This is a genomic window from Legionella stuttgartensis (assembly GCF_977063405.2).
The window spans coordinates 356332-382144 of record NZ_CDRUHA020000060.1 but is presented as its reverse complement, the minus strand read 5'-3'; the positions used below and the strand labels follow the sequence as shown (position 1 = coordinate 382144).

Genomic DNA, 25813 nt, shown 5'->3' with positions numbered 1-25813 from the left:
TGGGATACTTCAATTAGCCACCCGTCATCCCAAATGTAGAGAGGGCTCACCAGAAGATGGGTATGAATAAACTGAGGAGTTCCTTCTTTGTAAACTCCTCAGGATGACGCAGTAGGATCTACACTCCGAAAAACAACTTCTTTTTGTTTCATTGATTACCCATAACCTGCTTTTGACTTAATGGGTGTAAAGCACTCGTTTTATCAAAATGAATTAGCCCGTCAAACTGATAAGGAAGTCGGGTAAAAAAGTAATGACTAAAGCGCTCGGTATCTGGAAGATAGATCACGCCTATTGCCCGCTGCAAGCGAGGAATATTTAAATAGTGCTCCAATTTCTCATTATTTAGTAAATTTAAGAAAAAATTTTTGCATTTTAATTGATGAAAAAGTTCCTCAAAACTTCCTTGCAAACCAGGTCTTACTTGCTTTTTCTCTCCAGGTCTTCCCCAATCGGATGCGGCCATAACAGTGCCTTCATAAGTTGAAAAACCCAAAGAATAAGCATGTATGCCATATTGCTCTCGCACTAACCGACCTAGATTAAGTTCGTCACGTTCACCCATTTCAGTCGCACGCGAATCGCCCACATGAGAATTATGTGCCCAAATGATTATTTTAGCCGGTTTATTAAATCGTGTTTCCAAATGATCTGCTAACACATTCAGTGTTTCTGCCATATGAGTGTCTCGAATATTCCATGTAGAAACCCTACCTTCGAGCATGGAGCGATAATAATTTTCTGCATTTTTTACCAATCGAGCATTTTGAGTTGCAAAAAAATACTCATCTTCAGCAGCAATTCCATCACGATGCACATACTCAAAAGCACGGTGTTGCAAATCCACTAATTGAGCCACAGCCTCATTAATACAGGATTTTTTAACGCCGGCGTTAATTAAATAACCATACATTTGAGGATCTTGATTAAGATGATCAAAACACGCATAACGCTGTTTGGCACGTTGTGCCGCTTCAGGATCGACTTTATTTAAAAAATCAATTACAGCTTGCATAGAGGAATTTAAACTATACAAATCAAGTCCATAAAATCCAATTTTTTGTGCTGCAGGCAAACTGTCATTATAGAGACGTAACCAATGAAGAAATGGCGGAAGCGTCGTATTACGCCACATCCAGGTTGGAAATCGTTCAAAAGCATCCAACGAGCGCTCACTATGAGCTATAGATCCTTCTCCTCGTAAAAAACGATGGACACGATAAGCATCAGGCCAATCCCCTTCAATTGCAACCGCCATAAATCCACGCTCTTTAATAAGACGCTGGGATATTTTGATACGAGTCTGATAAAATTCATGCGTTCCATGGGATGCTTCGCCAATCATCACAAAGCGAGCATCTCCTATTTGTTCAAGTACCGCATCGTACTCTTCATCTTGGGCATCCAAAGGTACAATGGTATTATTCAATTCATCGACTAGCTTGTGCAGAGCATCCTTATTCATAAAGCCTCCTCGGTCACAAACATTATTCAATACAATATTGGTCAAACCATTTTTTGGCTAAGTTTGAAACCTCCTGTAATGTTCCAGGCTCCTCAAACAAATGAGTTGCCCCAGCGACTAGTTCCAATTGAGTGATACAGCTCATTTGGTTCATCGCTTGCTGATTAAGCCCAATAACTACCTCATCATTGCCACCAACAATAAGTAACGTAGGGGTTTTGACTCGAGGTAAATAGGCTCCGGCTAAATCAGGCCTTCCACCACGTGAGACAATCGTTTTAACTAAATTAGGCCCCTGTGCAGCGGCTACAAGTGCTGCACCTCCTCCGGTGCTCGATCCAAACAAACCAATTGGAAAATGATATGCTGCAAATTCTCTAGTACACCAATGAATGACATCAAGAAGCCGAGAAGCTAATAAATGAATATCAAAACGAAACTCACGAGTGACATTATCAATGACATCTTCTTGTGAGGTAAGGAGATCAAAAAGCAAGGTTGCATATTTTCCTTCGTTTAAGATACTTGCCACATATTGATTTCGACTACTGAATCGACTGCTCCCACTCCCGTGTACAAAAATCACCATTCCTTTCGCCTCTTCAGGGATAAATAAAAACCCGTTGAGATAAACATTTTTACTGGGAATAGTTACTGGATGTTGGATGTCTACAGTATAAGCGTTCATGGGCATTCCTTTACCTGAACCAATATTATTCCAAAGTATAGACTGATTCCTTCCGGTGCGACGTTAAGCCTTAATTTATCTAACATCCAGGAAACATGAATTTAGGACTAGAATTATTGCATAGTAAAAAAAGAGCCTATATGATTAAGTTGCCATAGAGTCATATCAATATGATGTATATAGAGCTATTCCATAAATATAGATGGTACAAGGTATCTTTGTCTTAGAACCTACGTTTTGGGACTTGTTTCGCGGAAACTAAGGAATGGAGGCTCTTAGGTGAGAAAATATGGAAAAATACTCATAACTTGCCATTAGAATATATATGGAGTAAAGGAGCACCTCAGAAACAAAGAGATAGAAGTGCTCTAATTAATAACTTAGGGATAAGGAATTATAATGGGCAAAAACAATAAACAGACAACTTCGTTTATAAGAAAAAAGAATTTTGATATTCCTACAGGATTAGTTGCTCAAAGAAGAGCAGAGTTAATCGCCGCTAAAGAGCAATTAAGATTAAAAGAGATGGCCTCCATTAATACGGATGAGAATAATACTAATCCGAGAATGCTCACTCATCTTACTAAATTTAGGCCCCAAATAAAGCATAAAAAACCTTCACGTTCACAGCGAAACTCCACATCAATGCATGATTTTTTTAAAACAAATGAGCAAATAGCAGATGAAGCAACGGATATGGACGTAACTGTAGACTGGCTTAAAGAATTGAAAAATACGATATCGGATGCATGGGTTGCTTATAGTAATTACTATAAACTAGGTATCAATAATCGCCAACCTAATGGTTGGTTTAGTTGGTGGCGCCATTCTGATGATGGGCAAAAAAGAGCAGAGAGAATCAATGATGAGGCACTGGCAAGTGAGGATACTAATAAAATTATGATACAGATGGAGCGATTTTTCGAAGAGCCTTCTACTCGCTATGAGAACCACTCTTTTGCCTCTTATTTATTTGAAAAATTCGATCGCCTGTTAGAGCGCCATGAATATAAGCCTCAACCAGAGATAATTTATGATAAAAACTATTGGCATACAATTGCGGCACAATTGCACTTATTAATGACCAAAGAAGAGTTTAACCATAACTCAGGAACACCTGTTCTATGATCCTTAGTTTAAAAATAAGAGCTATTATTCATGCCTAATCAAAATCCCTGGGCTTTAAATACACCCATTGATAGTTTTTTCTTTGATTGTGATGGTACCCTCTCTCTTATTGAGGGTATTAATGTCTTAGCAACAACCAATGGGGTTGCAGAAAAAGTACATCAGATTACTGCACGATGTATGGGTAAAACCGGCATGACACCCAGTGATTATCGTCAGCGCTTGGATTATGTACAACCCACCCGAAAACAAATAGAAGAGTTGGCAAAGAGCTATAGACAACATATTGCTCCTGGAGCACAAGAACTCATTCAACTATTACAACGTTTGAATAAAAAAATCTATATTATTTCCGCAGGGATTAGGCTTGCAGTAGTTCAGTTTGCCAAGAGTTTGGGAATTCCTGCGAGTAATGTACTCGCAGTGGAAGTATATTTTGATGAGCAAGGTAACTATCTAGGATTTGATGAACAAAGCAATATGACCCAAGGAAATGGTAAAACGATAGAAATTGCCTCCGTACTTAAACCTGGTGAGCACTCCTTATTAGTAGGTGATGGCGTAAGTGATTGGGAAGCTCGAGAAGCAGTAACACGATTTGTTGGTTTTGCAGGCCTAAGCCCTAAAGAATGGGTGAAAAATCATTCTGATTTTTATATCAGTAATGCAAGCTTTTACCCAATAATACCTTTAGGGTTAACTCAGGATGAGTTGAAAAAATTGCCTTCCCAATATTATGCTTATTATGAACAGGGACTTACAGAAATTTACAACTCTAGTGTTCTGATCAAGGGAGATAATCATGTTTATCATTCAAATTCTTGATAATATATCGCCACAGGGTTTGAGTTTGTTCCATCCTGATATTTATCAATTAGGTCTTAACCCTGTTGATCCCGATGCCATACTGGTACGTTCCCATAAATTACATAACCATCAATTTTCAAAAAGCTTAAAGGCGGTAGCACGAGCCGGAACTGGTACTGATAATATCCCTATTGAAGTACTTACGAATATGGGGGTTCCGGTATTTTATGCTCCTGGAGCAAATGCCAATGCAGTAAAAGAATTGGTGATGGCAGCCATGATAATGGGTTATAGACATTTAGACGAAACGCGCTCATTTATTACTGAACTGTCAAAAGAGGATAATCATTTATTCAATCGAGAAATCGAAACTAAAAAAAAGAAATTTATTGGGCATGAAATTTCAGGTAAAACTTTGGGCGTTATAGGCTTAGGGAATATAGGCGTTAAAGTTGCTAATGCAGGACTGGCTTTAGGGATGAAGGTATTGGGTTTTGATACGAATATGACGTTAACTAATGCTCTGGCATTGATGCCGGGCGTTGAAAAAGTTATGGAAATGAATACATTGCTTGCTCACGCAGATATTATTACCCTACATATCCCTTTAAATGCAGCGACCACCCATTTAATTAATGAAGAAAATATTGCCTTAGTTAAACCCCATCTGCTGTTACTTAATTTTTCACGCGAACAAATAGTAAGCGAAGCGGCGATTTTGCAACAATTAAATAACCAGCAAATCATGGGATATATCACCGATTTTCCAACAATTAATTTGGCCGATCACCCCAATGTTTTGTCCTTCCCCCATTTAGGAGCAAGCACTCAGGAAGCAGAACAGAGTGCTGCAGAGATGGTCATTAGCAATATTTGTAATTATTTAGAACATGGCATTATCGAATATTCTGTTAATTTCCCTAATATATCCCTCTCTGCAACCCAAGTACCCAATTGTTACCGTATCTTAGTGATCAACAAAAATACCCCAGGAGCTATGGGTAAAATCACCCAAAATATATCTAAACTAAAATACAACATTGAACAAATGGAAAATAAATCCCGTGGAGAAATTGCTGTGAATCTGATTGATATATCTGGACCTAAAGACTCATTAACTCAACTTTGTGACCTATTAAAAAATATTCCCAATTTAATAGATGTACGATTAGTTACTAACACTCAAAAATAATAAAATTAGCTTTTTTTGAAATACTCTATTTTCTTTACTACACTTTTATAGGTTGTTCCCTTATTTAGATATTCTTTATTTTTATTTAATAAGGATTGCTGTGCATAATATTGAGTTACTCGCCATTCGTGATCATAAAACAAATGGCATGGCGGTTTGTTTAAAGCCTAAAATTCCTTATATTATTACACCGTCTCTGGTACATGAGATTCGTAAGCTGCAAAATAAAATAGCAGAGCAGTACTACGCCAAACCCTGGGATGGAGTTTACTACCTGCTTTGGTATTTACATTCTGGTACAACACCATGGAAAGGACTAGATTTTCATTTTATTCACGAAGCATTGTTAAGTCATCATGAGCATAAAATAGAACTCTACATCGAAAAAATATTTGAATTGCTTTTTATTAATTATGTAGGCTTTGGCCTTCCCTTAATTAACTGCTCTTTTGTGAATAGAAAACTAAGCGGCATTTCTCAGGATTTTTTCTATTTAAATCGAATAAACTTTATAAAACGATATAAAGAATTGAATTGCTCCTGCTTCAATAAACTCCCTTTTAGTAAATTGGATTTTAATACCCAAATAAAGAAGGCATCATTTCCCTTTAAAATTTATACTCGTAATAATTTTTATGCTTTTGATGCTATCGATTTGAATTCAATGAAAAAAATTCTGCATTCGCATCGATATTTACCTATTTCGCAGGCCCAACAAAATGAAATAAGACTTATTTTCAATCAAATTGGCCAGAATACCATCTCGAGAATTTATCAATTGGCCTCAGAAAACATCCATTTAATTGAGCGTTTCTCCTCGATCCAATCCATGGCAAGTCAAAAGTAATCATGAATATGGATGGCTTGTAGCCTGGGCAGAGCTTAGCAAACCCGGTCATCCCGAATGCAACGAGTGATCTCCTATTGGAACACCGTCCTACAGCGTGTGCACCAGGTTAGGATGTCTAATAACTTATAAATAAAAATAAATGGCAGGTGCTAACATTTTGAATGCAATAGAGTATAATATGTAAAAATTTTATACATACCAAGGTAAATCAATGTTCGGCCTGAACGAAAAAGTAGGAAAATCCTTTTTTAAAGCGGCAAATCCAGGAGAGCTCTTTGTTACCAGTCGTTTTTTTACTTTACAAGGAGAAGGACCTTTTCGAGGTCATCCAGCCTATTTTATCCGTCTAGCCAAATGTAATTTAGCATGTTCTTTTTGTGATACTTACTTTGATGTGGGTGAATGGAGAAGTTTTACTTCTTTATTAGAAGAGGCCGACGCTCTAATTGATGCTTTTTTTCAGAATCGCAGCCTCCCTACTCCATCCTGGGCGCAGGGACCAGCAAAAAAAATAGTTTTAGTCATTACCGGTGGAGAACCCTCACTACAACAAAATTTATCAGCATTTTTAGAGGAAGCCAAAACATATTTCCAATATACCCAAATTGAATCAAATGGTATTTCTATTTTATCTGACCTTCCTAAAAGCACCATATTAGTAGTGAGTCCCAAATGCTTGGAAAAAAATGGAAAAACGATTAGATACTTGGAGCCCAATACCAAAATGCTGGAACGAGCTGATTATTTGAAATTTGTCATGTCAGCCCCCGAAGAGGAACAATACAAAGCCTATAGTGAAATACCTGCATGGGCACATGAGTGGGCAGAAAAAACAAATAAACAGGTTTTTGTAAGTCCCATGAATATATATCAAAAAGAACCTCAGCGTGTTCGTGCCATCCGTGATAAAGGCCACAATTTGACTTTGGCAGAACGCTCTGAAATCAATGAGGTGGTGAGCTTTTGGGAGCCGGATCTTTTAGATCTGGAAAAAAATCAACGTAATCACGAATATGCAGCAGAGTATTGCATGAAATATGGATTCATTCTTAATTTACAAATCCACCTGTTTGCAAGCCTACCTTAGATGTTAAGGCCTGAATACGTTTGTAGCATGAGTAAATTGCGCAAGCCGTGCCTCAAAATCACGTAATCCTCAAGAATCTACGACGAAGGATCTCCCCGTTTTACCCTGGAGATCCCTCACTACCTTTGGGATGACATATCCTAATTTAATCAGAACATACCATGTCATGACCACAACATGTTGGTGATTTAATTTGCCCACACCCATGAGGACATTTTGATACCTGAACCTTGCCATGGTCCGTTTTTACAACATCACTAACTAATAGGGAATTGCACTTGCTGCACGTTAAGTTTTTCACACCCATTCCACATTTATGACATTTGTATTCCATTACAATTCTCCTTGTCAAAATAAATTTTTTTCAACACGAAAATCTCGCAGAGTTAGTACCTATAGCTTGTGCAATAGGTCTCATCACTTTTTCTAGGTTAAATATAGACACAATATAATGGACTTGTAAATTACAGATTAGCCTTTTTGGGGTTTACCTTAATGCAGCATGTAATGCCTCATCAATATGGTTTTCATCGAATACCTGCACACCGTGCTCAATTAATAATGCGGCCGTAACGCCTTCGCCATGCATTAATGTGCGTGTAAAAGATCCATCGTAAATCCCACTTGCACCGCAAGAAGGACTTCTGGCCTTCAAAATCGCAACACGTATGTGATATTTCTTTACGAGCTCGAGTGCTTTTTGTGCACCTTGAAGAAAATAATCAGTCACATCCTGATTGTTTTTTGTTTTGACTAAAGCATTGTTCTTTAATACATCTGCACCTGACTTTTTACCCTGAATCTCAGCTGGAGGTCTTGGTGTAGGTAATCCACCAGCCATTTCCGGGCAAAGGGTAATTATTTTTCCTTCTTTAAACCATTGCTGTAACAGTGGATGATTTTGCAAACAATCGCCCCCATCATAACGAACTTTTTGGCCAAGAAGACAGGCACTCAGGAGTATTTTAGGCATAAAAACTTTTGTATCAATTAAAGCACACCGATAACGAAACTATAGTTTATAGCATGCGTTGAAACAAGGCTATTTACAGTTCGACTCTTCGTAATCTGAGCGCGTTAATAATCACCGAAACAGAACTTAATGCCATTGCAGTTGCGGCGATAATGGGATTTAGCAGTAATCCTGTTACTGGATACAACACTCCTGCTGCTAAGGGAACTCCTAATCCGTTATAAATAAAAGCAAAAAATAAATTCTGACGTATGTTGCTCATTGTTGCTCGAGACAGATGGTGGGCTTTAACAATTCCATTCAGATCACCATGGAGCAAAGTAATTCCGGCACTCTCAATTGCAACATCAGTCCCTGTACCCATCGCAATACCAATATCTGCAACAGCCAAAGCAGGTGCATCATTCACTCCATCCCCTGCCATTGCTACAATAGAACCTTTCTCTTTGAGCTCACTTACGATACGGCGCTTATCTTCAGGCATAATTTCAGCAATTACATTATTAATACCTAACCGACTCGCCACTGCCTCGGCAGTTGTTTGACTGTCTCCAGTGAGCATATAGACCTCAATCCCATTTTTTTGCAACTCAAGTATGGCATCAGGTGTGCTCGGCTTGATAGGATCCTCTACTGCCAGAATCGCAACCGTTTCACCAGAGATGGCCAGAAACATCACAGTTGCTCCTGCAGCACGTAACTCATCTGCGCTATCAATAAGTGAGGTGTTATTTGTTCCATATTCTTGCATCAATTGCAGATTACCAAGCGCAATGTTTAAACCATCGACCTTGCCAATAACACCTTTTCCTGAAATTGCTTCAAAATCCGATACTTTGGTAAGTGATAATTGTTTCTCTTTTGCTGCTGTCATGATTGCATTGGCAAGTGGATGTTCACTTTGATGTTCGAGTGCAGCCGCTAAAGCCAGTATTTCATCAGCCTCAAACTTTTTTTCCGTAATTATTTGAGTTAATTTGGGGTGTCCAAGCGTTAAAGTACCCGTTTTATCAACAACGAGTATTTTAACTTTCTCCATTTGCTCCAGAGCCACTGCATTTTTAACTAAGACACCGTTCTGCGCACCTTTGCCCACACCAACCATAATGGACATAGGTGTTGCTAAACCGAGCGCACAAGGACAAGCAATAATCAGAACCGAAACCGCAGCAAGTAAACCATAGCTAAACGCAGGTTGCGGGCCTAAGAAGAACCAAACGAAGAAAGCAAGTACTGCGATTAAAATAACAATTGGAACAAACCAACCTGAAACTGTATCGGCCAGTCGTTGAATAGGAGCCCGACTGCGTTGTGCCTCACTTACCATATGTACAATGTGTGAGAGCATGGTATCGCTGCCAACATGCTCTGCTTTCATTATAAAACTGCCATTTTGGTTTATCGTAGCTCCAATCACTTTTGAGCCCACATCTTTACTTATTGGCATCGATTCCCCAGTAATCATAGATTCATCTACATTACTGCGTCCTTCGAGCACTTCACCATCTACAGGAATTTTTTCGCCAGGTCGAACACGAAGTTTGTCTCCAACCTGGACTTGATCTAAAGTTACTTCTTCTTCATTGCCCTTCAGATCAATTCGGTGGGCACTTTCGGGAGCTAAGTTTAATAAAGCACGAATAGCACCACCTGTTTGCTCTCGTGCTTTTAACTCCAGCACCTGCCCGAGTAAAACCAAAGTGGTGATGACTGCAGCTGCTTCAAAATAAACATTGATTACTCCTTGATTATGCAAAGCTGCAGGAAAAAGATCGGGAAACAGTAGTGCGATGGTACTGTAAACCCATGCAACACCTATCCCCATAGCAATAAGCGTAAACATGTTCAGTTGGCGTGTTTTCAGGGAAATAAAACCGCGCTGAAAAAAAGGAAAACCACACCATAAAACTACAGGTGTAGCCAATACAAACTGAATCCAGGCAGATTGATTAGCGGCGATAAAGTGCTGGAATAGATGGCCACCCATTTCTAATACAACTACCGGGATACTCAAAACAAGCGCAAGCCAAAACCGATGCTTCATGCTTTTGTATTCAGGATTTTCTTGTTCTGCAGAAACGGCTTCCGGTTCTAAGGCCATCCCACAAATAGGACAATTCCCAGGGCCAGACTGACGAACCTCTGGGTGCATAGGACACGTGTAAATTCCTGTTGCGATTATATGTTCAGGGAGGTGTTGCTGTTTTGTCGCATGATGTTGATGACATGACGGAGGCACGCTTCCTTGTTCTGATGAATTTTTCTGATGCTTATGCTCATGTTCACAATGTCCGTGTTTCATAATTTACCTTCCCTTAACTTTAAGAGCACGTCCTCTAGCTTGGGGCAAAGGGAAATGCATCATTTCAATATCGCTATTCTTTTTTACCCCATTTTTCGTCGGGTTGCACAAAATCCTCTAAAAAAAGATCAATAGAAACTTTTTTGGGATTCGCTACTTTCTCATACGCTACAGAGCCCTCAACAAATTGGCATAACCGATCAAAACTCCCTTTTTTCGCTTGAAAAGCAAAAGGTCCCTGAATTTTATCAGCATTTTCATGTAACGATACACCATAAATATTGACAAGCCTATTAACCAGTTCCTCATAGGGAATTTTATAGAATTGACAGGGACCGTTTAGTGGGGCCGGAACATTAGGGTCCATTAAATAAACATAATTCGCTTCTTTTCCTCGTTCTGCCCCAACAATTAAAAGCGAATGACTGCCCTCAATAGTTTCCTGGGGCCCCTGCTTCTCAGTATAAATTTGGTATTTCTCAGTAGCACGCTCGATGGTACATTTCCCAGGAACAAATACCACACAAGGTTGGGTATAAATAACCATAGGGCCATCCCCTATAAGGACATCCATGAGCTCATCAATTGGTTGGGAAGGATCCCACCCGGAGCCCTCTAATTGATAGCAGTAGGCAGCCTGATTGACCACTGCCTGATGATAAAATGGTGCCATAAACTCGGGATTATCTTTAGTTAATTCTATATTCTCACTATAGTGCTCATGAGAATTGACCACTGATTTCACACAGGATTGTAAATAACTTTGCATTACATTTTCGGGATCAAGTCCAGTGATATAGTGTAAACTGGTAAGCGTTTTTTTTGCTAATGCGACACAGTCCGCATATTCTTTTTTATTGAGGTATTCTTCAAAATCAATATATTCATCTTGCTTCTTGAGATAATCAGCACTCAGTTCGAGATAAGTTTCTATCTCTTTTTTCATTTGCCGGGTATCCGTTGAAAGCGACTTAAGGCTCTCCAGCTCCTCCTCCCACTTTTTAATGAAATTTTTTACCAATTCCGGAGGGCTACTTGTATCTTTTGTTTCTTGAATAAAATCATCAAATTCTTCTAATAATGTTTTTGCAATTTGTTTATCAGATTCAATTTTATTTAATCCACGACGATAATCAGAGAAAACTAACTCACTAAATCGTTCTTTTTGATGTTGATTATCCTTTTTACCAAAACGAAAACGCAATGGATTTAATGCATATAGGGCGCAAGTACCTCCCTTTTGTGCATGCTGTTCTCTAAGCACTGCCGGCTCACCGACATAACGTTTACCTCGAGGGACATCAAGCAATAAAATATCGGCAGTTTTGATAAGGAACTTAGGCATAATGATTATACAAAAAAAACAATAAGTATATTAATTATACAGAACCAACCAAAATATGTCTATTTATTGGGCATTCGGTATTTTATTGAATCAAGTTGTCGTGGTTATATTTATCCTTAACACAGATTTAAATCTTTCATAAACAGTAGACTTGTGTTAGTTAAGATTATCGAACCAAATCTTCCACGATATATTCCTCTCGTTCTATTACCCTCGCGATCACCTTATTAAATTCATGGGCAATTAACTCTTTGCAATGAGTGGTTACGGGCCCATTAATCGAAATTAAATACTCACCTTCCTGATTCCTGGAAAACAAAATCCATAAAGATCGATTACTTACAGGACGATCCTCACTTCCAAAATGGTTTGCATATTGAAATTTAATCGATGTATTACTCGATTCTGGAGCTGCTTTACTAAAAAACGAAGGGGTAATATTCACTAAAACTCTTAATCGTTCTGGTTTTTTCAGGGGGACATTTAATTTAAATAATTTATTAACTTTTCTTTTAAGTAAGGTATTGAAACTAATTGTCTCCGCCCAACTTAAATATTTAAGGTAAAAATCAATAATACCCGAATGAAGTTTACTTTTCTTAAATTGCTTGGTTAACCAGAGTTTATTCCATCTATAAAATAAATAATGGCTCATTGTTAATCCCGAATCTTTAAACTCACTGTTTTTAATCACATGAGAGCACTTTTGAAAAGAAGCAGTTTTTAACTGTTGCTCCTCAATAGCCTTAATAAAATCAATGAACGTGTATTGATCCTCTACAGCAATATTTACTCGTTTATATTCTGAAAACAAACCGACAACCCAATTATATTGACTGCCCTCTCTACCACTATGAATCTGGATAAAGGGTATTTTCTTTTGCCGGCTTAGCTTATAAAAAACAAGATGGCATGCAGCAATTAATCCGGTGCTAACATTCATATTTTTAGCTCGATGCCACTCAATAAATTGTTCAGCCTGATGCGAATCAATAGGATAATGGAATAAATACTTTTTCTGACTGTCTATAGGCATAAAGTATTCAGGTCCAAGATACAGCATTTTGAACCCTTTATTATAATTCTGCCAAAAATTAATTTTATGATTTAAATTCGCCTCATAAAGATGATTATTTTTTTTGACAAAATTAAGAAACGAATCCTTTTCTGCCTCCAGAATCAACGGTTTTCCTTGTGCGAGCATTTCATAATATTTTTTAAATTGACTCAATACCAGATCGCATGAAGGACCATCAACTATGATATGAGGGATTATCATGTGTAGTTCATGCAGATCACTATTTATCTTATAAAGAAAGACTCTAATCAGCGGTTGATGTGTTAGCAAAATCCCACATCTCATATTATTTTGGAATTCTTGATCGAGTACTGTCTCTTCATTGTCTAGGGAGATGTCTTTATAGATTAATTCAAATTTTCCTTTTTTCTTTAACACTTGGGTTGGCACTTCGGTATTGAAGTTCAACCAAAAAGTACTGTTTTGTTTCACCACAGCATCGAATGCTTGAGCAACATAATCCTTATTCAGCTTGCCTTGAATTTGTAATTGCGTTCCAACATTATAAGAATAGCCTTGTCTATTAAGGACCCAAAAAACGTATTGAAAATCACATAAAGGCACTTCTTCGCCAACGAAGTTTATAGCGGCATGAGGTGCTGCTTTATTATCAAAGTTAAATAAACTTTGTAATTCATTCGCAATATTTTTAGCAATCTTGCTAATACTTGGCTCATTAATAAAGTATTCTATGGATAAGTTCAGGGTAGGACTTTGTAATTTGTCATGAATACGATTGCGAATTTCTATGGCCATTAACGAGTCTAAACCTAATGAAAACAAACCATCGCCCACTTCAATTTGTTCTATATCATCTAACCCTAAAACATCCACAGTAATTTCTCGTAAAACTTGACTCAATATGGCAATAGACTCTTCCTTAGTATGTTGACGAAGAGAGTTTAAGAAATGCTGATCGGCTGGATGCGTATGCTTCATAAGCTCAACCAACCATGCCTGTTTTGGTGAATATTTAAAATAAATGTCCCAGTTGATAGGACATACAGCAATTTGCGCCAAGTGAGCGGTTAATAAAACATCAAGAACGTCGATAATGTCCTTATCTAATAAATTAAAGCCACGTTGTTGGATTGCCTGGCTTAAGTTTGCAGTCATTCCCGTTGCATGAAAAGGTCCCCAGTTAATTGAAATTCCGGGCAATCCTTGTTGTTGTCTTAAATAAGCCAATCCATCGAGAAATCCATTCGCTGCCACATAATTTGCCTGACCTCTGGCACCTAATACTGAAGCTAAGGATGAAAACAAAACGAATAGATCCAGTGGGATATCTTTGGTTAATTGATGCAAAATCAAAGCACTATCCATTTTTGCACTTAATACATTTTGCATCTCATCATCGCTTAAGTTAACCAATAAACCATCTTGCACAATGCCCGCGAGATGAAAGACGCCTTGTAGTGGTTTGGAGCTCTGTTCGATCTCTTTAATGATCTGTTCCATTTGCTGATAATTACTCGCATCTGCCTGATGATGTTTAATAAATACTTGTTTTTGGCGGGCCCGTTCGATAAACGTTTTGGTATCCTCAGAACATTCAGATCTACTGGTGATGACAATGTGATGCGCCCCTCTACGAATAAGGTATTCAATTAATGTTGGTGCCACCCCCCCGGTCCCACCTGTGATCAGATAGGTTGCATCACTCTTAAATAGCTCTTGTTGCACAAGATTTGCAGAAACCGATGCTTTCTTTAGTCGGGGAATATAGAATGCGTCGCGGATTGCAAACTGATTTTCAAGGCTGTTGGTAGCCAATAAATACTTTAATAGCTCTGACAAGGTACTCTTGGTATCCAAGTCGATTGAATAATTGTTAACAAGTTCCAGTTCATTACTAAAGGTTTTCCAAAAAGCACATGCCATAGTATGGTAAGGATTAACCTTATCTGTTTCATGAATCGCATATGCATTTTCTGTAACAAGTATGAAGCTATGAGGCCGCGACCTAAACATTTTTTGACAACAATGAAATAAATCATTGAATTGGCTTTGATTGTATAAGAACACTATATCTTTATTCTCAATAGGTCCCAACTCATCCAGACTAGATATTAATTGATAATCCAGATCACCCAATAGCGTTTTTGCTTTTTCTGGCTCATTGGATATCACCAATAACATGGGAGTCTGCTTTTGCGTCAGTCCATTAAACTTGAATGGAATCCATCGAGTTTGGTACAGATTCTGTAGATAGGATTCATAAGGAATAAAATGACTTTGTGTCACTCTTCTTAATTTAAACTGTTCAATATCACCAATCAGCAAACCTGAATTATCATAAAATTTAACATCAAAACACAGTTCATTATCATGCTCTGAGGTTCTTTGGGTTACACAGGTCCACACACTTCGAGGAACTTCCTGTATTGTAGTCATTCGTGCAAACGTATAAGGCACATAGGTGGAATGCTCAAACTGATTCATTCTGAGTAATAAAATACTTTGCATCACCCCATCAAGCAAAATAGGCGGATAATAATAGTTGAGGCCTTGGCTGCTTTTAGTTAGTGCTATTTTGGAAAGAATGCGGTCATGATGTAGGTAACTTTCTTGCAGAACCTGGAGTTCATCTCGATAAAAAAGCGCATGATTTTTAAAATACTCATAAATTTTCGATAAATCAAAACGACGCTCAAAAGATAATTTTAATTCATTTATATCAGCCGATTCAGAAAGCGCCGGCGACCGCGAATTGATTTCCATTTCAGAAAATAATTGCCAATTATCATCTTGCTTCGCAAAAATATTAATTTTGTATTGTTCGTCGCTTTTCGGTTTGACTTGCAACTGAAACTCTTGAGCCTGCTTTGGGTATAATGGACGTTCAATATGAAATTTTTCAATAGAAAAAGCATTGCGTTGCAATACAAGTTTGGCGGCCGCCAAACCCGACTCAATAAAAGCGGTTGCCGGAAAAACAACTTTATCAAAAACGAAATTCTGATTGATGTAGGTTAAATGTTCTAAGTCCAGCTTGTTACTAAATAAAAACTCATTTCCAGGCAGCGACAACATTTGTCCTAAAAGAGGATGCACGACATCTGGAGGTGACTGAGTCGAGTTTTTTTTATCAACCCAAAATTCAGTCGCATCAAATACATAATGAGGTAAATTAACTTTGTTAAATTCATTACTACTATTTTTATAATATAGATTCCAGTCGACTGATTTATCTTGCATGTAACTTGTCACAATGGACTTGAGTGTAGGCTCATTTTGTAAATCAAGAGTAATGCTTTTTCCGTGAGATAGAGCAAACTGACCTAATTTCAACAATTGACTGGCCTCTTGAGCGGTATGAGCAACCAACGCCAATCGATAAGTATAATGCGGACGACAGGTAGATGCTGTAAAACAAATATCGCTAAAATCATCTGATGTTTTTGCCAGATAGCGCTGATAACTTTGAGTCAAATGTTCTAGAGCGGTTTGCGAACTCGCCGAGAGGACCAAAAGTTGGGCTTTAGTGGATTGAACTGCCTCCTGCTCTGCAGTTTTAGGAAACTCTTGTAAGATAAGGTGAGCATTTGTTCCGCTAAAACCAAATGCACTAACGCCAGCACTTCTTAGTTTTGAGTTTGTTTCCCATTCTATGTTTTGCAAGGCGAGACGAGTATCTCCGAGATGAATATGGGGATTTAATTTTTTAAAATGGAGCAACTTATAAATTTTCTTCTTTTGCAGACTAATCACGGTTTTTATAACACTCGCTACACCAGCAGCACTTTCAAGATGGCCAATATTGGTTTTTACAGTACCAAGGTATAAGGGATTATTGGGAGCGTGTCCCGTTCCATAAACCTGATTGATTGCATGGACTTCTATGGGATCGCCCAAGGGTGTACCTGTTCCATGCGCTTCAATATAACTGATATCACCACTGGATAAATCCGTTTGACTCAATGCTTTTAGCATCACTTCTTCCTGGCTTTTGCCATTAGGAACAGTCAATCCAGCAGAGCGTCCATCACTATTTACTGCCGAAGCTTTTATAACAGCTAAAATGGTGTCTTTATCACGTAATGCATCAGATAATCTTTTCAGTAGCAGGACACCACAACCCTCTGCTCTCGCATATCCATCTGCATGTTCATCAAAAGTTTTACAGTGACCATCAGGGGCTAACGCTTTGGCTTTGCATAAAGTAATATTTGCTTCAGGCAATAAAAGCACATTGACACCACCCGCAAGCGCATAATCAATTTCTTGGTTTTTTAAACTTTGACACGCGTAATGAATGGCGACTAATGATGATGAACAGGCTGTATCCACACTGATGGATGGGCCTTTCAAATCAAAAGTATACGCTACCCGTCCTGGAATTAGATTAGATACATTCCCCGTTATCGAGTAAACACTGAGTTCTTCGTTAGAAAAGCCTGATTTCTCCAGCTGGGCATAGTATTCATTCGGACCTACCCCTGCAAAGACGCCCGTTAAACTACCCCGTAATGACTCTGGCAAATAATTTGCATTTTCTATGGCCTTGTACGAGCACTCTAAAAAGATTCGTTGTTGAGGCTCCATTAACTTTGCCTCACGAGGACTAATGCCAAAGAAGTTTGCATCAAAACATTTAATGTTTTCGATTAACCCTAGTTTATTGACATAAGACTTCCCTGGTGCATCCATATTGGGATCATAATATTTTCGATTATCCCAACGCTCCAGGGGGATATCCTTCATCCCACTTTTGCCCTCTTCAAGGAGCGTTTCAAAGGCCTCAATATCGCTGGCATTGGGAAAGGTACAACTCATGCCAATAATTGCAACTGCATCATAGGCTTTCTCTACCATGGGTTTGGGGGCTTGTTTAATAACTAAATGTTTCCCCAATTCCGACTCTATATGCTGAGCCAATTTATTAATTGATGGATAATCAAAACCTATTGTCGCAGTCACTTTAAGGGTTGGTGCTAGTTTTTCTTTGAGCTTCGTAGCCAGCTCGGTGATCATCAATGAATCGAAACCAAGCTCAAAAAATCCCTCATCTTCATCCAGCTCATCCACCTCAGTTAGCTCAAGAATTTCCTTACAAATAAAACGCACCAACTCGGTACAGACTTGGAGTCGATTCTCTGGGTTAATTTCCAAATAATCATTAAGCCATGAGGATAAATTCTTATTTGCAAATTGCTCTGAGACATGCAGATTATCAGCTAAATATTTGTGGAAACCAGGTACCGGCTTAGGAACAAAATCAAGCATAAATTTGAGATAATCCGGGGAAATAATAACTGCATGGCTCAACAGGTCATTAATAAGAATTTTAATGAACGTATGACCTTGTTCATTACTGATTAAAGACTGTTTCAACCCTTGGTCTTGAGATCGTTTTTTAGCCATCCCCACCTCGCCCCAAGGCCCCCATTCAATGGCGCTTCCGACCAATCCCAAACGTCGACGTTCCGCAATCAAAGCGTCTACGAAACTATTAGTACCACTGTAAACGGACTCTTTATTGCTGCCAAATACTGAGGAAATCGAAGAATAGACAACAAAGAAATCCAGATCGAGGTTTTTAGTTAACTCATGCAAATACCAACTGCCTTGTACCTTGGCAGAAAATAAATAATCTATATCCTCATTGTTATGTGCCAATAAAGGAGCTTTAATTGCCACACCGGCTGCGTGAACAATGCCTTTTAACAATCCATCTGCATTCAATTCAAGAAGCAAATCACGTACTTTTTCTTTATCTGTAACATCCAAACTCACAGGACGAATAATTCGCCCGGTATAACTGTATTGAATTTTTTTAATGGCTTCTTTTACTGCGGGTTTATCCACATTTCGCGAACTAAGGATAACCTCTCTTGCACCTGCTGAAAGCAAAGCTTGCGCGGTGATCAGGCCTAAACCGCCACAACCGCCGGTAATTAGATAACGACCTTCTCCATAAAGCGATCTTCGCTTATCAACTAATTTGGTTTTTTGCAATCGCGCAATAAAACGTTTGCTTTCACGATACGCGACGATGTGTTCATAGCATTCTTCAAAATTATGCCTGATTTCATCTACAATTTGTCCCGCATAATTTTCATCTTCGGTTTTTTCGGTATCAATCAAAATGGTATTCAATTGCGGCAGCTCTAATACCAAAGTTCGGCAAAATCCAATCAGTGGGCTATCGCTCAGATTCAGCGCTCCTGATGCAAGTTCAGCAATTGCATTGGTGGTAAGCACAATGAGTTGCAATTTAATAGCTTTATCATCGAGCTCTTTAACAAGCCCTAATAACTTTTTAAGGGTGTTTTTTTGAAAGTCGATGCTGGACTCAATATCTGCTGTTGAAGGAGCATCTAAACCTGCCGCAAAAATAATTCCATCCAATTGTTCCAAAGGCGGGTTTTCCTCCTCCCTCAGAATATCTAATCCCTGAGCAATTAAACGTGGAGCGAGTTCTTGTGCGCCGATTAAAAGCCAATTATTTCCCTGCATTTTGCGATTATTGCGAGTACAAAGTTGAGGCAGCCATTGCAATTGAAAACACCAATCTTGAGGTAAAGGTGCATCTTTTAATTTGTCTTTGGTTTCAAACCAATGTTCTTCACGAGCAAATTCGTATAAAGGAAGTTTAACTTTTATAAACTTGGTATTGAGTGACTGATAAAACTCAACCCAATGAATAATTAGCCCTGCTTGATAATCAGCCTGTAATTGCGTCAATGACCTTGGTTGTAGCAAAGAAGCTGGATTGCTTTTTTCTCTTTTAATCTGAGCGAGCGTGTACTCATTTTTTTCAATCATTTCAGCCGCTTCTTTCGCTGTACGTGCTTTAATAGCGACCCGAAATAAGAAATGACTTCGACATGTTGCAGCGGTATAGCATATATCCGCAAATTCATCTTTTGTATTAGCTAAATACTTTTGATAACTTGTTAAAAGCAATTCAAGGGCAGTTTTACTTTTAGCTGAAATGACTAATAAGGACTCTTGCGGCAATGTGCGTACTTCTATGGTTGGTACAGGGGCCTCTTGCAGCACAATATGTGCGTTCGCACCACTAAATCCAAACGAGCTCACACCGGCACATCGCAATCCATCTTCCTTAACCCAATCCATGGTTTCTAATGGAATGACTGTATTTTTTAACTTAATTTCAGGATTTAATTTCTTGAAGTTGAGGTGTTTGAATATCTTATGAGCGTGTAGACTTAAAACCGTCTTAATAACCCCAGCCACTCCAGAAGCACTTTCCGAATGACCTATATTCGTTTTTACCGAGCTGATATAAAGTGGATTTTCTGCGCTATGGGACTCACTAAAAATTTTGCTCAGTGCATTCACTTCGATTGGGTCGGCCAAAGGCGTACCCGTACCGTGTGCTTCTATGTAATCAATATCTTTTGGTGATAATTGTGATTTGGCAAGAGCACTGCGAATTACCTCTTCTTGAGCAATACCATTAGGGACAGTAAAACCACCACTCTTGCCATCGCTATTTATGGAAGTTCCTTTAATTACCGCAAGAATATTATCATTATCTTTTAGAGCCGTACTTAATCGCTTTAAAACGATGACACCACATCCCTCACTACGCGCATAACCATCTGCATCCTCACTGAATGTCTTGCAACGGCTTTCGGGGGATAACATTCTGGCTTTTGAAAGAGTGATATTTGAATCGGGAGCCAGCAAAATATTCACACCACCAGCGAGCGCCATATCACAATCACCGTTTTGCAAACTCAAACACGCATCATGAATGGCGGTCATTGATGAGGAACAAGCTGTATCAATTGCTTGTATTGGTCCATGAAAATCAAATGCATAAGCCACTCGGCCAGGTATCGCATTTAAAACATTCCCCGTCGCAAAATAAATATTTAGATCTTCTAAACCTACACCAAGGCCTGCTAATAATCGTGGATACTCATTCGTACCACATCCCACAAAAACTCCCGTTTTACTGTCTTTAATCGTAGCTAGGGATAAGTTTGCATCTTCCAAAGCATGGTAACTCGTCTCCAGAAACACGCGTAATTGTGGCGACATGAGTTTGGCTTCGCGTGGGCTAATATTAAAGAAATCCGCATCAAAATTTTTTATATTTTCAATTAAGCCAAGTTGTTTAATATAGAGTCGACCTAAAGCATTCACGTCCGGATCATAAAACTTCTCATTATCCCATCGCTCCAAAGGTATATCCGCCATCCCAGTTTCGCCACGATCCAATAGGGATAAGAACGCATCAATAGTTTCTGCCTTGGGAAAACGGCAACTCATTCCTATGATAGCAATCGGTTCATTACTGAGTACATTGACTGTAGGCTGTCGATAAACGGGTTCTGGCATCTGGACTTGTTGTATGTGTCTGGCCAACTTATCCAAAGTTAGAAAAGCAGGAATGGACATTTTATAGGAAAACAGTTCATAAACACTCTGCTCGAGTTCGGTTAATGATTCCTGGTTGAACCCTAAAGAACCGAAATCCTGATGTTCTCCAATGTGTCCTTTTTTTAAAAGAAATTGGATGTGAGAGGCAAGCTTCTCTTTGATCGATTCGACTTGTTGTTCTTTGGGTTGCAGCGATAAAGTATTTAGCCCATTCTTCCTAGACTCATGCCAATAGGGTTTTCTATCAAAATAATAAAGTGGTAAATCAGCTTTATTATATTGAACATTATTTGGATCAATCTTTATATTAAATCCTGCAAGATACGCCTCATGAATCTGATGTGCATCAGGAGTTATTTTTTGTATTTCTTTTTTTACAGTAATCTTGTGCAACTCATAATCACCAGACTCAATCTTTTGGATCAATGTTCCTTTATTTTGAATCACAATGGCACAACGATATTTATAATGATCGCGACAGTTGATGAGTGTAAAACAAATATCATGCAAACTCGTCGAGGTCTCTCTAAGATATCGCGAATAGCTTTCTAACATTTGCTTTAATGAATACTCACTATTTGCTGAAACAACAAAACATTTTGCTTGTCCATCATCTAATGATGCAGAGGGTACGGTATCATTGTCTGCTTCTTCAATGATGGCACTTACATTAGTACCACTGAAGCCGAAATTAGATATTTGTACATGTCTTTTTTTATTTTTTTGTTTCTTAAAAGCAATTGCTTGTACCGGTAAAAGCGCCGGTATACTTTCAGGATCTATAGTTTTGTTCGGTTTTGTATAATGTAAATTGGCTGGAATTGTTTCATGCTTCAAAGCACCAATTGCTTTAATCAGTGATGCGACCCCAGATGATGCAATACTGTGGCCTATATTACTCTTCACTGCGCCAATAATTAGAGGTTTATCTTGAGTATGATAACCTTTATGGATCTGTTGGATTGCATTAAACTCAACTGAATCACCAACAATTGTACCTGTTCCATGAGCCTCAATATAATCAATATCACTGGGAGTTAAATGAGCTTGTGCCAGCACTTCATGGTGCATTGCAATCTGTGACTTAATATTTGGAGCCACCAAAATCGTCCCATCATCACCATCCTGATTCATGGCAATACTTTTGAGTACTGCATGGATTGTGTCTTGGTCTTTAATCGCATCACTTAAGCGTTTTACAATCACAACACCACACCCTTCGCCTCGGACATAACCATCTGCATTGATATCAAAACTGCTGCACTGATCCTGTGCAGATAACATGTTGGCTTTAGTAACACTTATAAAACTTTCAGGACAAAGACTGAGATGAATTCCACCAACAATTGCCATAGAACATTGATTCATTCGCAACGAATTTGCAGCAACATATAGCGCTGCTAATGAAGAAGAACAGGCTGTATCCACAGCCATGCTGGGTCCTTTTAAATTGAGAAAGTGCGAAAGTCGTCCTGCAGCAGCACTACTGGCGGCACCAATCTGGGTATAAGCATTAAATTCAATATTGTCTTTATAATTGAGTTGACTGTAATCCTGAGTAGAAGCGCCATAAAATACCCCTGCATTTGAATTATTTAATGAGTCCAGTGAAATATTGGCATGATTTAAAGCACGAATTGCCACCTCTAAAAAAAGACGATGTTGCGGATCCATTTGTTTGGCTTCGACTGCAGATATTTTAAAAAAAGACGCATCAAATAATTGAGGATTATTAAGAAAACCTCCTTTACGACCAATTATTTTATCGGCTTTCTCACGATCAGGATCATAATATTCATCAACATCCCAACGATCTTTTGGCATTTCTTTAATAGGCGAAAGCCCTTTGAGCAGCATCGCATAAAATGCCTCAACATCTTCTATATCCGAATCAACACCAGGAAATTGGCAATTCATTCCAATGATTGCAAGAGGTTCATTAAGAATGTCTTTTAGATTAAGTTCCTGGTTTTTTTTCACCACTTTAAAATACTCCCATACCACCAGAGACAATGCCATTAAATTTAATGGCGGTGACCACCAGAGGTAGTACACAAAATAAAAATAAAAAATAGCAATAATAAGGACTTATAACAAGACACTGAATCTTTGCGCGATAGGATAAACACACCTTAATTCTATTTATTGTTGAATATCAGTTTCTTTTATATGCTTCTACAACATATCCCCACTACCTTTATTCCATCTGAACACAATAACGTTATAGCTCAAAAATTTATTCATAAAGTGCCTTGAAAATGAACATCTCGACACTCATACTTATTTAATAGCACAAAAGATTCAATAGAACAAAAAAACAGAGCAAGAATACTTCTTTGTCGCAGTTGAAAAGGAGTTGTATTTGATTAATACAACGCTCCATGATAGGTTATTTAATGCGTAATTTAATCTCGGAAAATAACATTAAAACGTATGGCCAGGCTTTAAAGCAAATTCGTTCCTTATTGAGACGAACGATGCTTCATTCCTCCGAAGTAAAATTAATTAAAAATCAAATTCAAGAGAGCTATAAAAGTTTCGCACATATTATTTTTGATAAATCCTTTTTGAATTGGGGCTTATGGAATAAACACGTATATAAAGAATACGCTGCATTGAACTTTGATTTTTCAAAAATATGTACGATACAAGATATTTATTCTCCCTTACTGGTCTTTTATCTAATAAGACCATTAATACAAAGGCAATTTTTTGATAAAAAACTGCTTGAAGTTGGGTCTGGTAATGGGATTGGTTTAAGAGTTAGTTCCGAATTACTAAAAACAAAATATGCTTTAGGTGTTGATTTAACAAACGAATTAGTAAAACATGCACACCATAATTTCTACCAAGAAAACAAAATCAATTACATACAATCCGATGCTGAGTATTTACCTTTTGCAAATAACAGTTTTGATATTATAACAAACCTTGAAAGCTCTCATCTTTACCCACAAATTGAGCTGTTTTTTTCCGAAGTAGAACGGATTTTATCTCCTAATGGTTTTTTTTGTTATTCTGATCTTAATATTAAAGATAAATTACAAGCACAAAAATTAGACGAATATCTTAAGACAAGCAAAACGTTAAAAGTAATTCAAAAGGTAGATATAACTCGAATGGTTCAATCGGCTATTTTTCATCGCTTGGTTGTAAATGAGAAAAAAATATTACCTTATATTCATTCGATGCTCGATGATGATGAAGAGGGAATGAGTTCAGAGCTTTCAGATTTCGTTGGTTCTATGGGATTAGCATTCCTTCCCTGGTGGGTATTTTTGTTTAAAAAGTCATCTCTTAGCCGTATTGCAAAAAAGGAACGTAAAAAAAACCTTATCTATGGTAAAAAACTTTATTTTTATTATTTAATTCAAAAGGTAAATCAATGAAGATCATGGATGTTAAGACCATAGATTATTCTTATGGCGATGAAGAGAAAATCAAAAAAATTCTATACAATTCAACCGAACCTCTGCTCATAAAAATAAAAAACTTTAGGGGTAACTTTACTTTAGATTATTTTGAAAAACACATTCAGGCAGATACAACTTATGCTACCTTTGAAAATAATCGTCGGGTCGCACATCAACCTGCTGATTTTGGAACAATCATAGCTAAAATAAAACAAAATATGCCCTATCGAATCTTTGGCCAAATTCTTACTGAAAAACAGTCAGCTGAGATTGAAAAGCATATACCCCTTTGGCAACATATTCCTTTAAGACCAAGATACTTTAATAAGACTTTAAAAGTAATCTATTTTTTTGGTGGCCAGAACACTCATACCTATATGCATTATGACAGAGAGCATTGTAGCAATCTTCATGTATGTTTAAGTGGAAGAAAGAGGTTCTTATTATTTACTCAAGATCAGAGCGATGCGCTCTATAAACTTCCTTTTGTGAGCGATAGCTTGATTGACTTTAGCCAACCCTTGGAGGAAATTAGTCAACAATATCCAAGAACAAACCAAGCTAAAGGGTATCGAGTTACGCTTGAAAAAGGTGATATGTTATTTATGCCAAGAAATTGTTGGCATTATACTGAATATCTCGAGCCTTCTTCTTCTGCGTGTTATATTTTTTATCCTAAAAAAATACTGCATATTTATGGATATTTTACAGGATATTTTTTCCTCGGATTTAAAGAGCCAACTGGTTTTTTAATTAGTAATTGGCCAATCGTTAAAAAGTTTAGTGAACGTTATGCTTTAGCGACAGGCGTAAAAAAATATCTGATGAAAATAATTGAATGTATTTTATTTCCAATTATATTGCCTATTGTAAGTATACTTGCCATTATTGCTCATAAATTAAAGCCCCGCCGCGTTTATTAGAAATCATTGGGCTTCAATTAATTACGGCCTCACTGCTTGCTAAGATCATCTAATTTTGTAGCTGTGGATTTGCACGAAAATGCTGAGGAAACGTAGCATACATTAAAGGCACTAAGTTAAGCTTATTATTCCTAGAGCCTACGTTCCGCGACGTGTTCGCGGTACGTAGACAGAAAACAAATATAGAAAAATATTCTTAAC

At 37.9% G+C, this 25813-nt stretch carries 13 protein-coding genes; 7 read left to right on the top strand and 6 right to left on the bottom strand.

Features of this window, described 5'->3' with window-relative positions; translation table 11 throughout:
* Positions 1–148 precede the first annotated feature (148 nt).
* Together ACWTEW_RS21030 and ACWTEW_RS21025 are read right to left on the bottom strand one after the other, a co-directional pair.
* Positions 149–1465: an erythromycin esterase family protein gene (locus ACWTEW_RS21030; protein WP_454780462.1), complete on the bottom strand. Its 1317-nt coding sequence runs from the start codon at positions 1463–1465 to the stop codon at positions 149–151.
* Between the two features lie 22 nt (positions 1466–1487).
* Positions 1488–2153: a dienelactone hydrolase family protein gene (locus ACWTEW_RS21025; protein WP_454780461.1), complete on the bottom strand. Its 666-nt coding sequence runs from the start codon at positions 2151–2153 to the stop codon at positions 1488–1490.
* Between the two features lie 399 nt (positions 2154–2552).
* On the opposite strand from ACWTEW_RS21025, the gene ACWTEW_RS21020 reads away from it, so the two are divergent.
* The 5 genes from ACWTEW_RS21020 to ACWTEW_RS21000 all read left to right on the top strand — a co-directional run bounded on the left by ACWTEW_RS21020 (position 2553) and on the right by ACWTEW_RS21000 (position 7217).
* A complete protein-coding gene (locus ACWTEW_RS21020; RefSeq protein ID WP_454780460.1) occupies positions 2553–3281 on the top strand; it encodes a hypothetical protein in 729 nt (242 codons plus the stop codon).
* Positions 3282–3311: 30 nt separating this feature from the next.
* The gene (locus tag ACWTEW_RS21015) at positions 3312–4106 is read left to right on the top strand and encodes an HAD-IB family phosphatase (RefSeq protein WP_454780459.1); all 795 of its coding nucleotides are present in this window, start codon (positions 3312–3314) and stop codon (positions 4104–4106) included.
* Positions 4084–5280 carry a 3-phosphoglycerate dehydrogenase family protein gene (locus ACWTEW_RS21010; RefSeq protein WP_454780458.1) on the top strand — a complete coding sequence of 399 codons (1197 nt, stop codon included), beginning with the start codon at positions 4084–4086 and terminating at the stop codon, positions 5278–5280. Before ACWTEW_RS21015 ends, ACWTEW_RS21010 begins: the two co-directional genes overlap by 23 nt.
* Positions 5281–5380: 100 nt before the next feature.
* On the top strand, positions 5381–6127 hold the full coding sequence (locus tag ACWTEW_RS21005) for a hypothetical protein (RefSeq protein ID WP_454780457.1): 747 nt from the start codon (positions 5381–5383) through the stop codon (positions 6125–6127).
* A gap of 214 nt (positions 6128–6341) precedes the next feature.
* Positions 6342–7217 carry a 7-carboxy-7-deazaguanine synthase QueE gene (locus tag ACWTEW_RS21000; protein WP_454780456.1) on the top strand — a complete coding sequence of 292 codons (876 nt, stop codon included), beginning with the start codon at positions 6342–6344 and terminating at the stop codon, positions 7215–7217.
* A 487-nt stretch (positions 7218–7704) separates the two neighbouring features.
* On the opposite strand, the gene ACWTEW_RS20995 is transcribed toward ACWTEW_RS21000, so the two are convergent.
* The 4 genes from ACWTEW_RS20995 to ACWTEW_RS20980 all read right to left on the bottom strand — a co-directional run bounded on the left by ACWTEW_RS20995 (position 7705) and on the right by ACWTEW_RS20980 (position 23259).
* Entirely contained in the window at positions 7705–8190 is a 486-nt protein-coding gene (locus ACWTEW_RS20995) for a 2-thiouracil desulfurase family protein (protein WP_454780455.1), read from the bottom strand.
* Between the two features lie 73 nt (positions 8191–8263).
* Entirely contained in the window at positions 8264–10492 is a 2229-nt protein-coding gene (gene copA / locus ACWTEW_RS20990) for a copper-transporting P-type ATPase (protein WP_454780454.1), read from the bottom strand.
* 73 nt (positions 10493–10565) lie between these two features.
* Positions 10566–11837 (bottom strand): V-type ATP synthase subunit I domain-containing protein, encoded by a 1272-nt coding sequence (locus tag ACWTEW_RS20985; protein WP_454780453.1) that lies wholly within the window; start codon positions 11835–11837, stop codon positions 10566–10568.
* 166 nt (positions 11838–12003) lie between these two features.
* The gene (locus ACWTEW_RS20980; protein ID WP_454780452.1) at positions 12004–23259 is read right to left on the bottom strand and encodes an SDR family NAD(P)-dependent oxidoreductase; all 11256 of its coding nucleotides are present in this window, start codon (positions 23257–23259) and stop codon (positions 12004–12006) included.
* 413 nt (positions 23260–23672) lie between these two features.
* Here ACWTEW_RS20980 and ACWTEW_RS20975 point away from each other — a divergent pair, with 413 nt between their 5' ends.
* Both ACWTEW_RS20975 and ACWTEW_RS20970 read left to right on the top strand, forming a co-directional pair.
* Complete coding sequence (locus ACWTEW_RS20975) at positions 23673–24665, top strand: class I SAM-dependent methyltransferase (RefSeq protein WP_454780451.1); 993 nt, start codon at positions 23673–23675, stop codon at positions 24663–24665.
* On the top strand, positions 24662–25612 hold the full coding sequence (locus ACWTEW_RS20970; RefSeq protein ID WP_454780450.1) for a cupin-like domain-containing protein: 951 nt from the start codon (positions 24662–24664) through the stop codon (positions 25610–25612). The genes ACWTEW_RS20975 and ACWTEW_RS20970 overlap by 4 nt, the downstream gene beginning before the upstream one ends.
* Positions 25613–25813 lie beyond the last annotated feature (201 nt).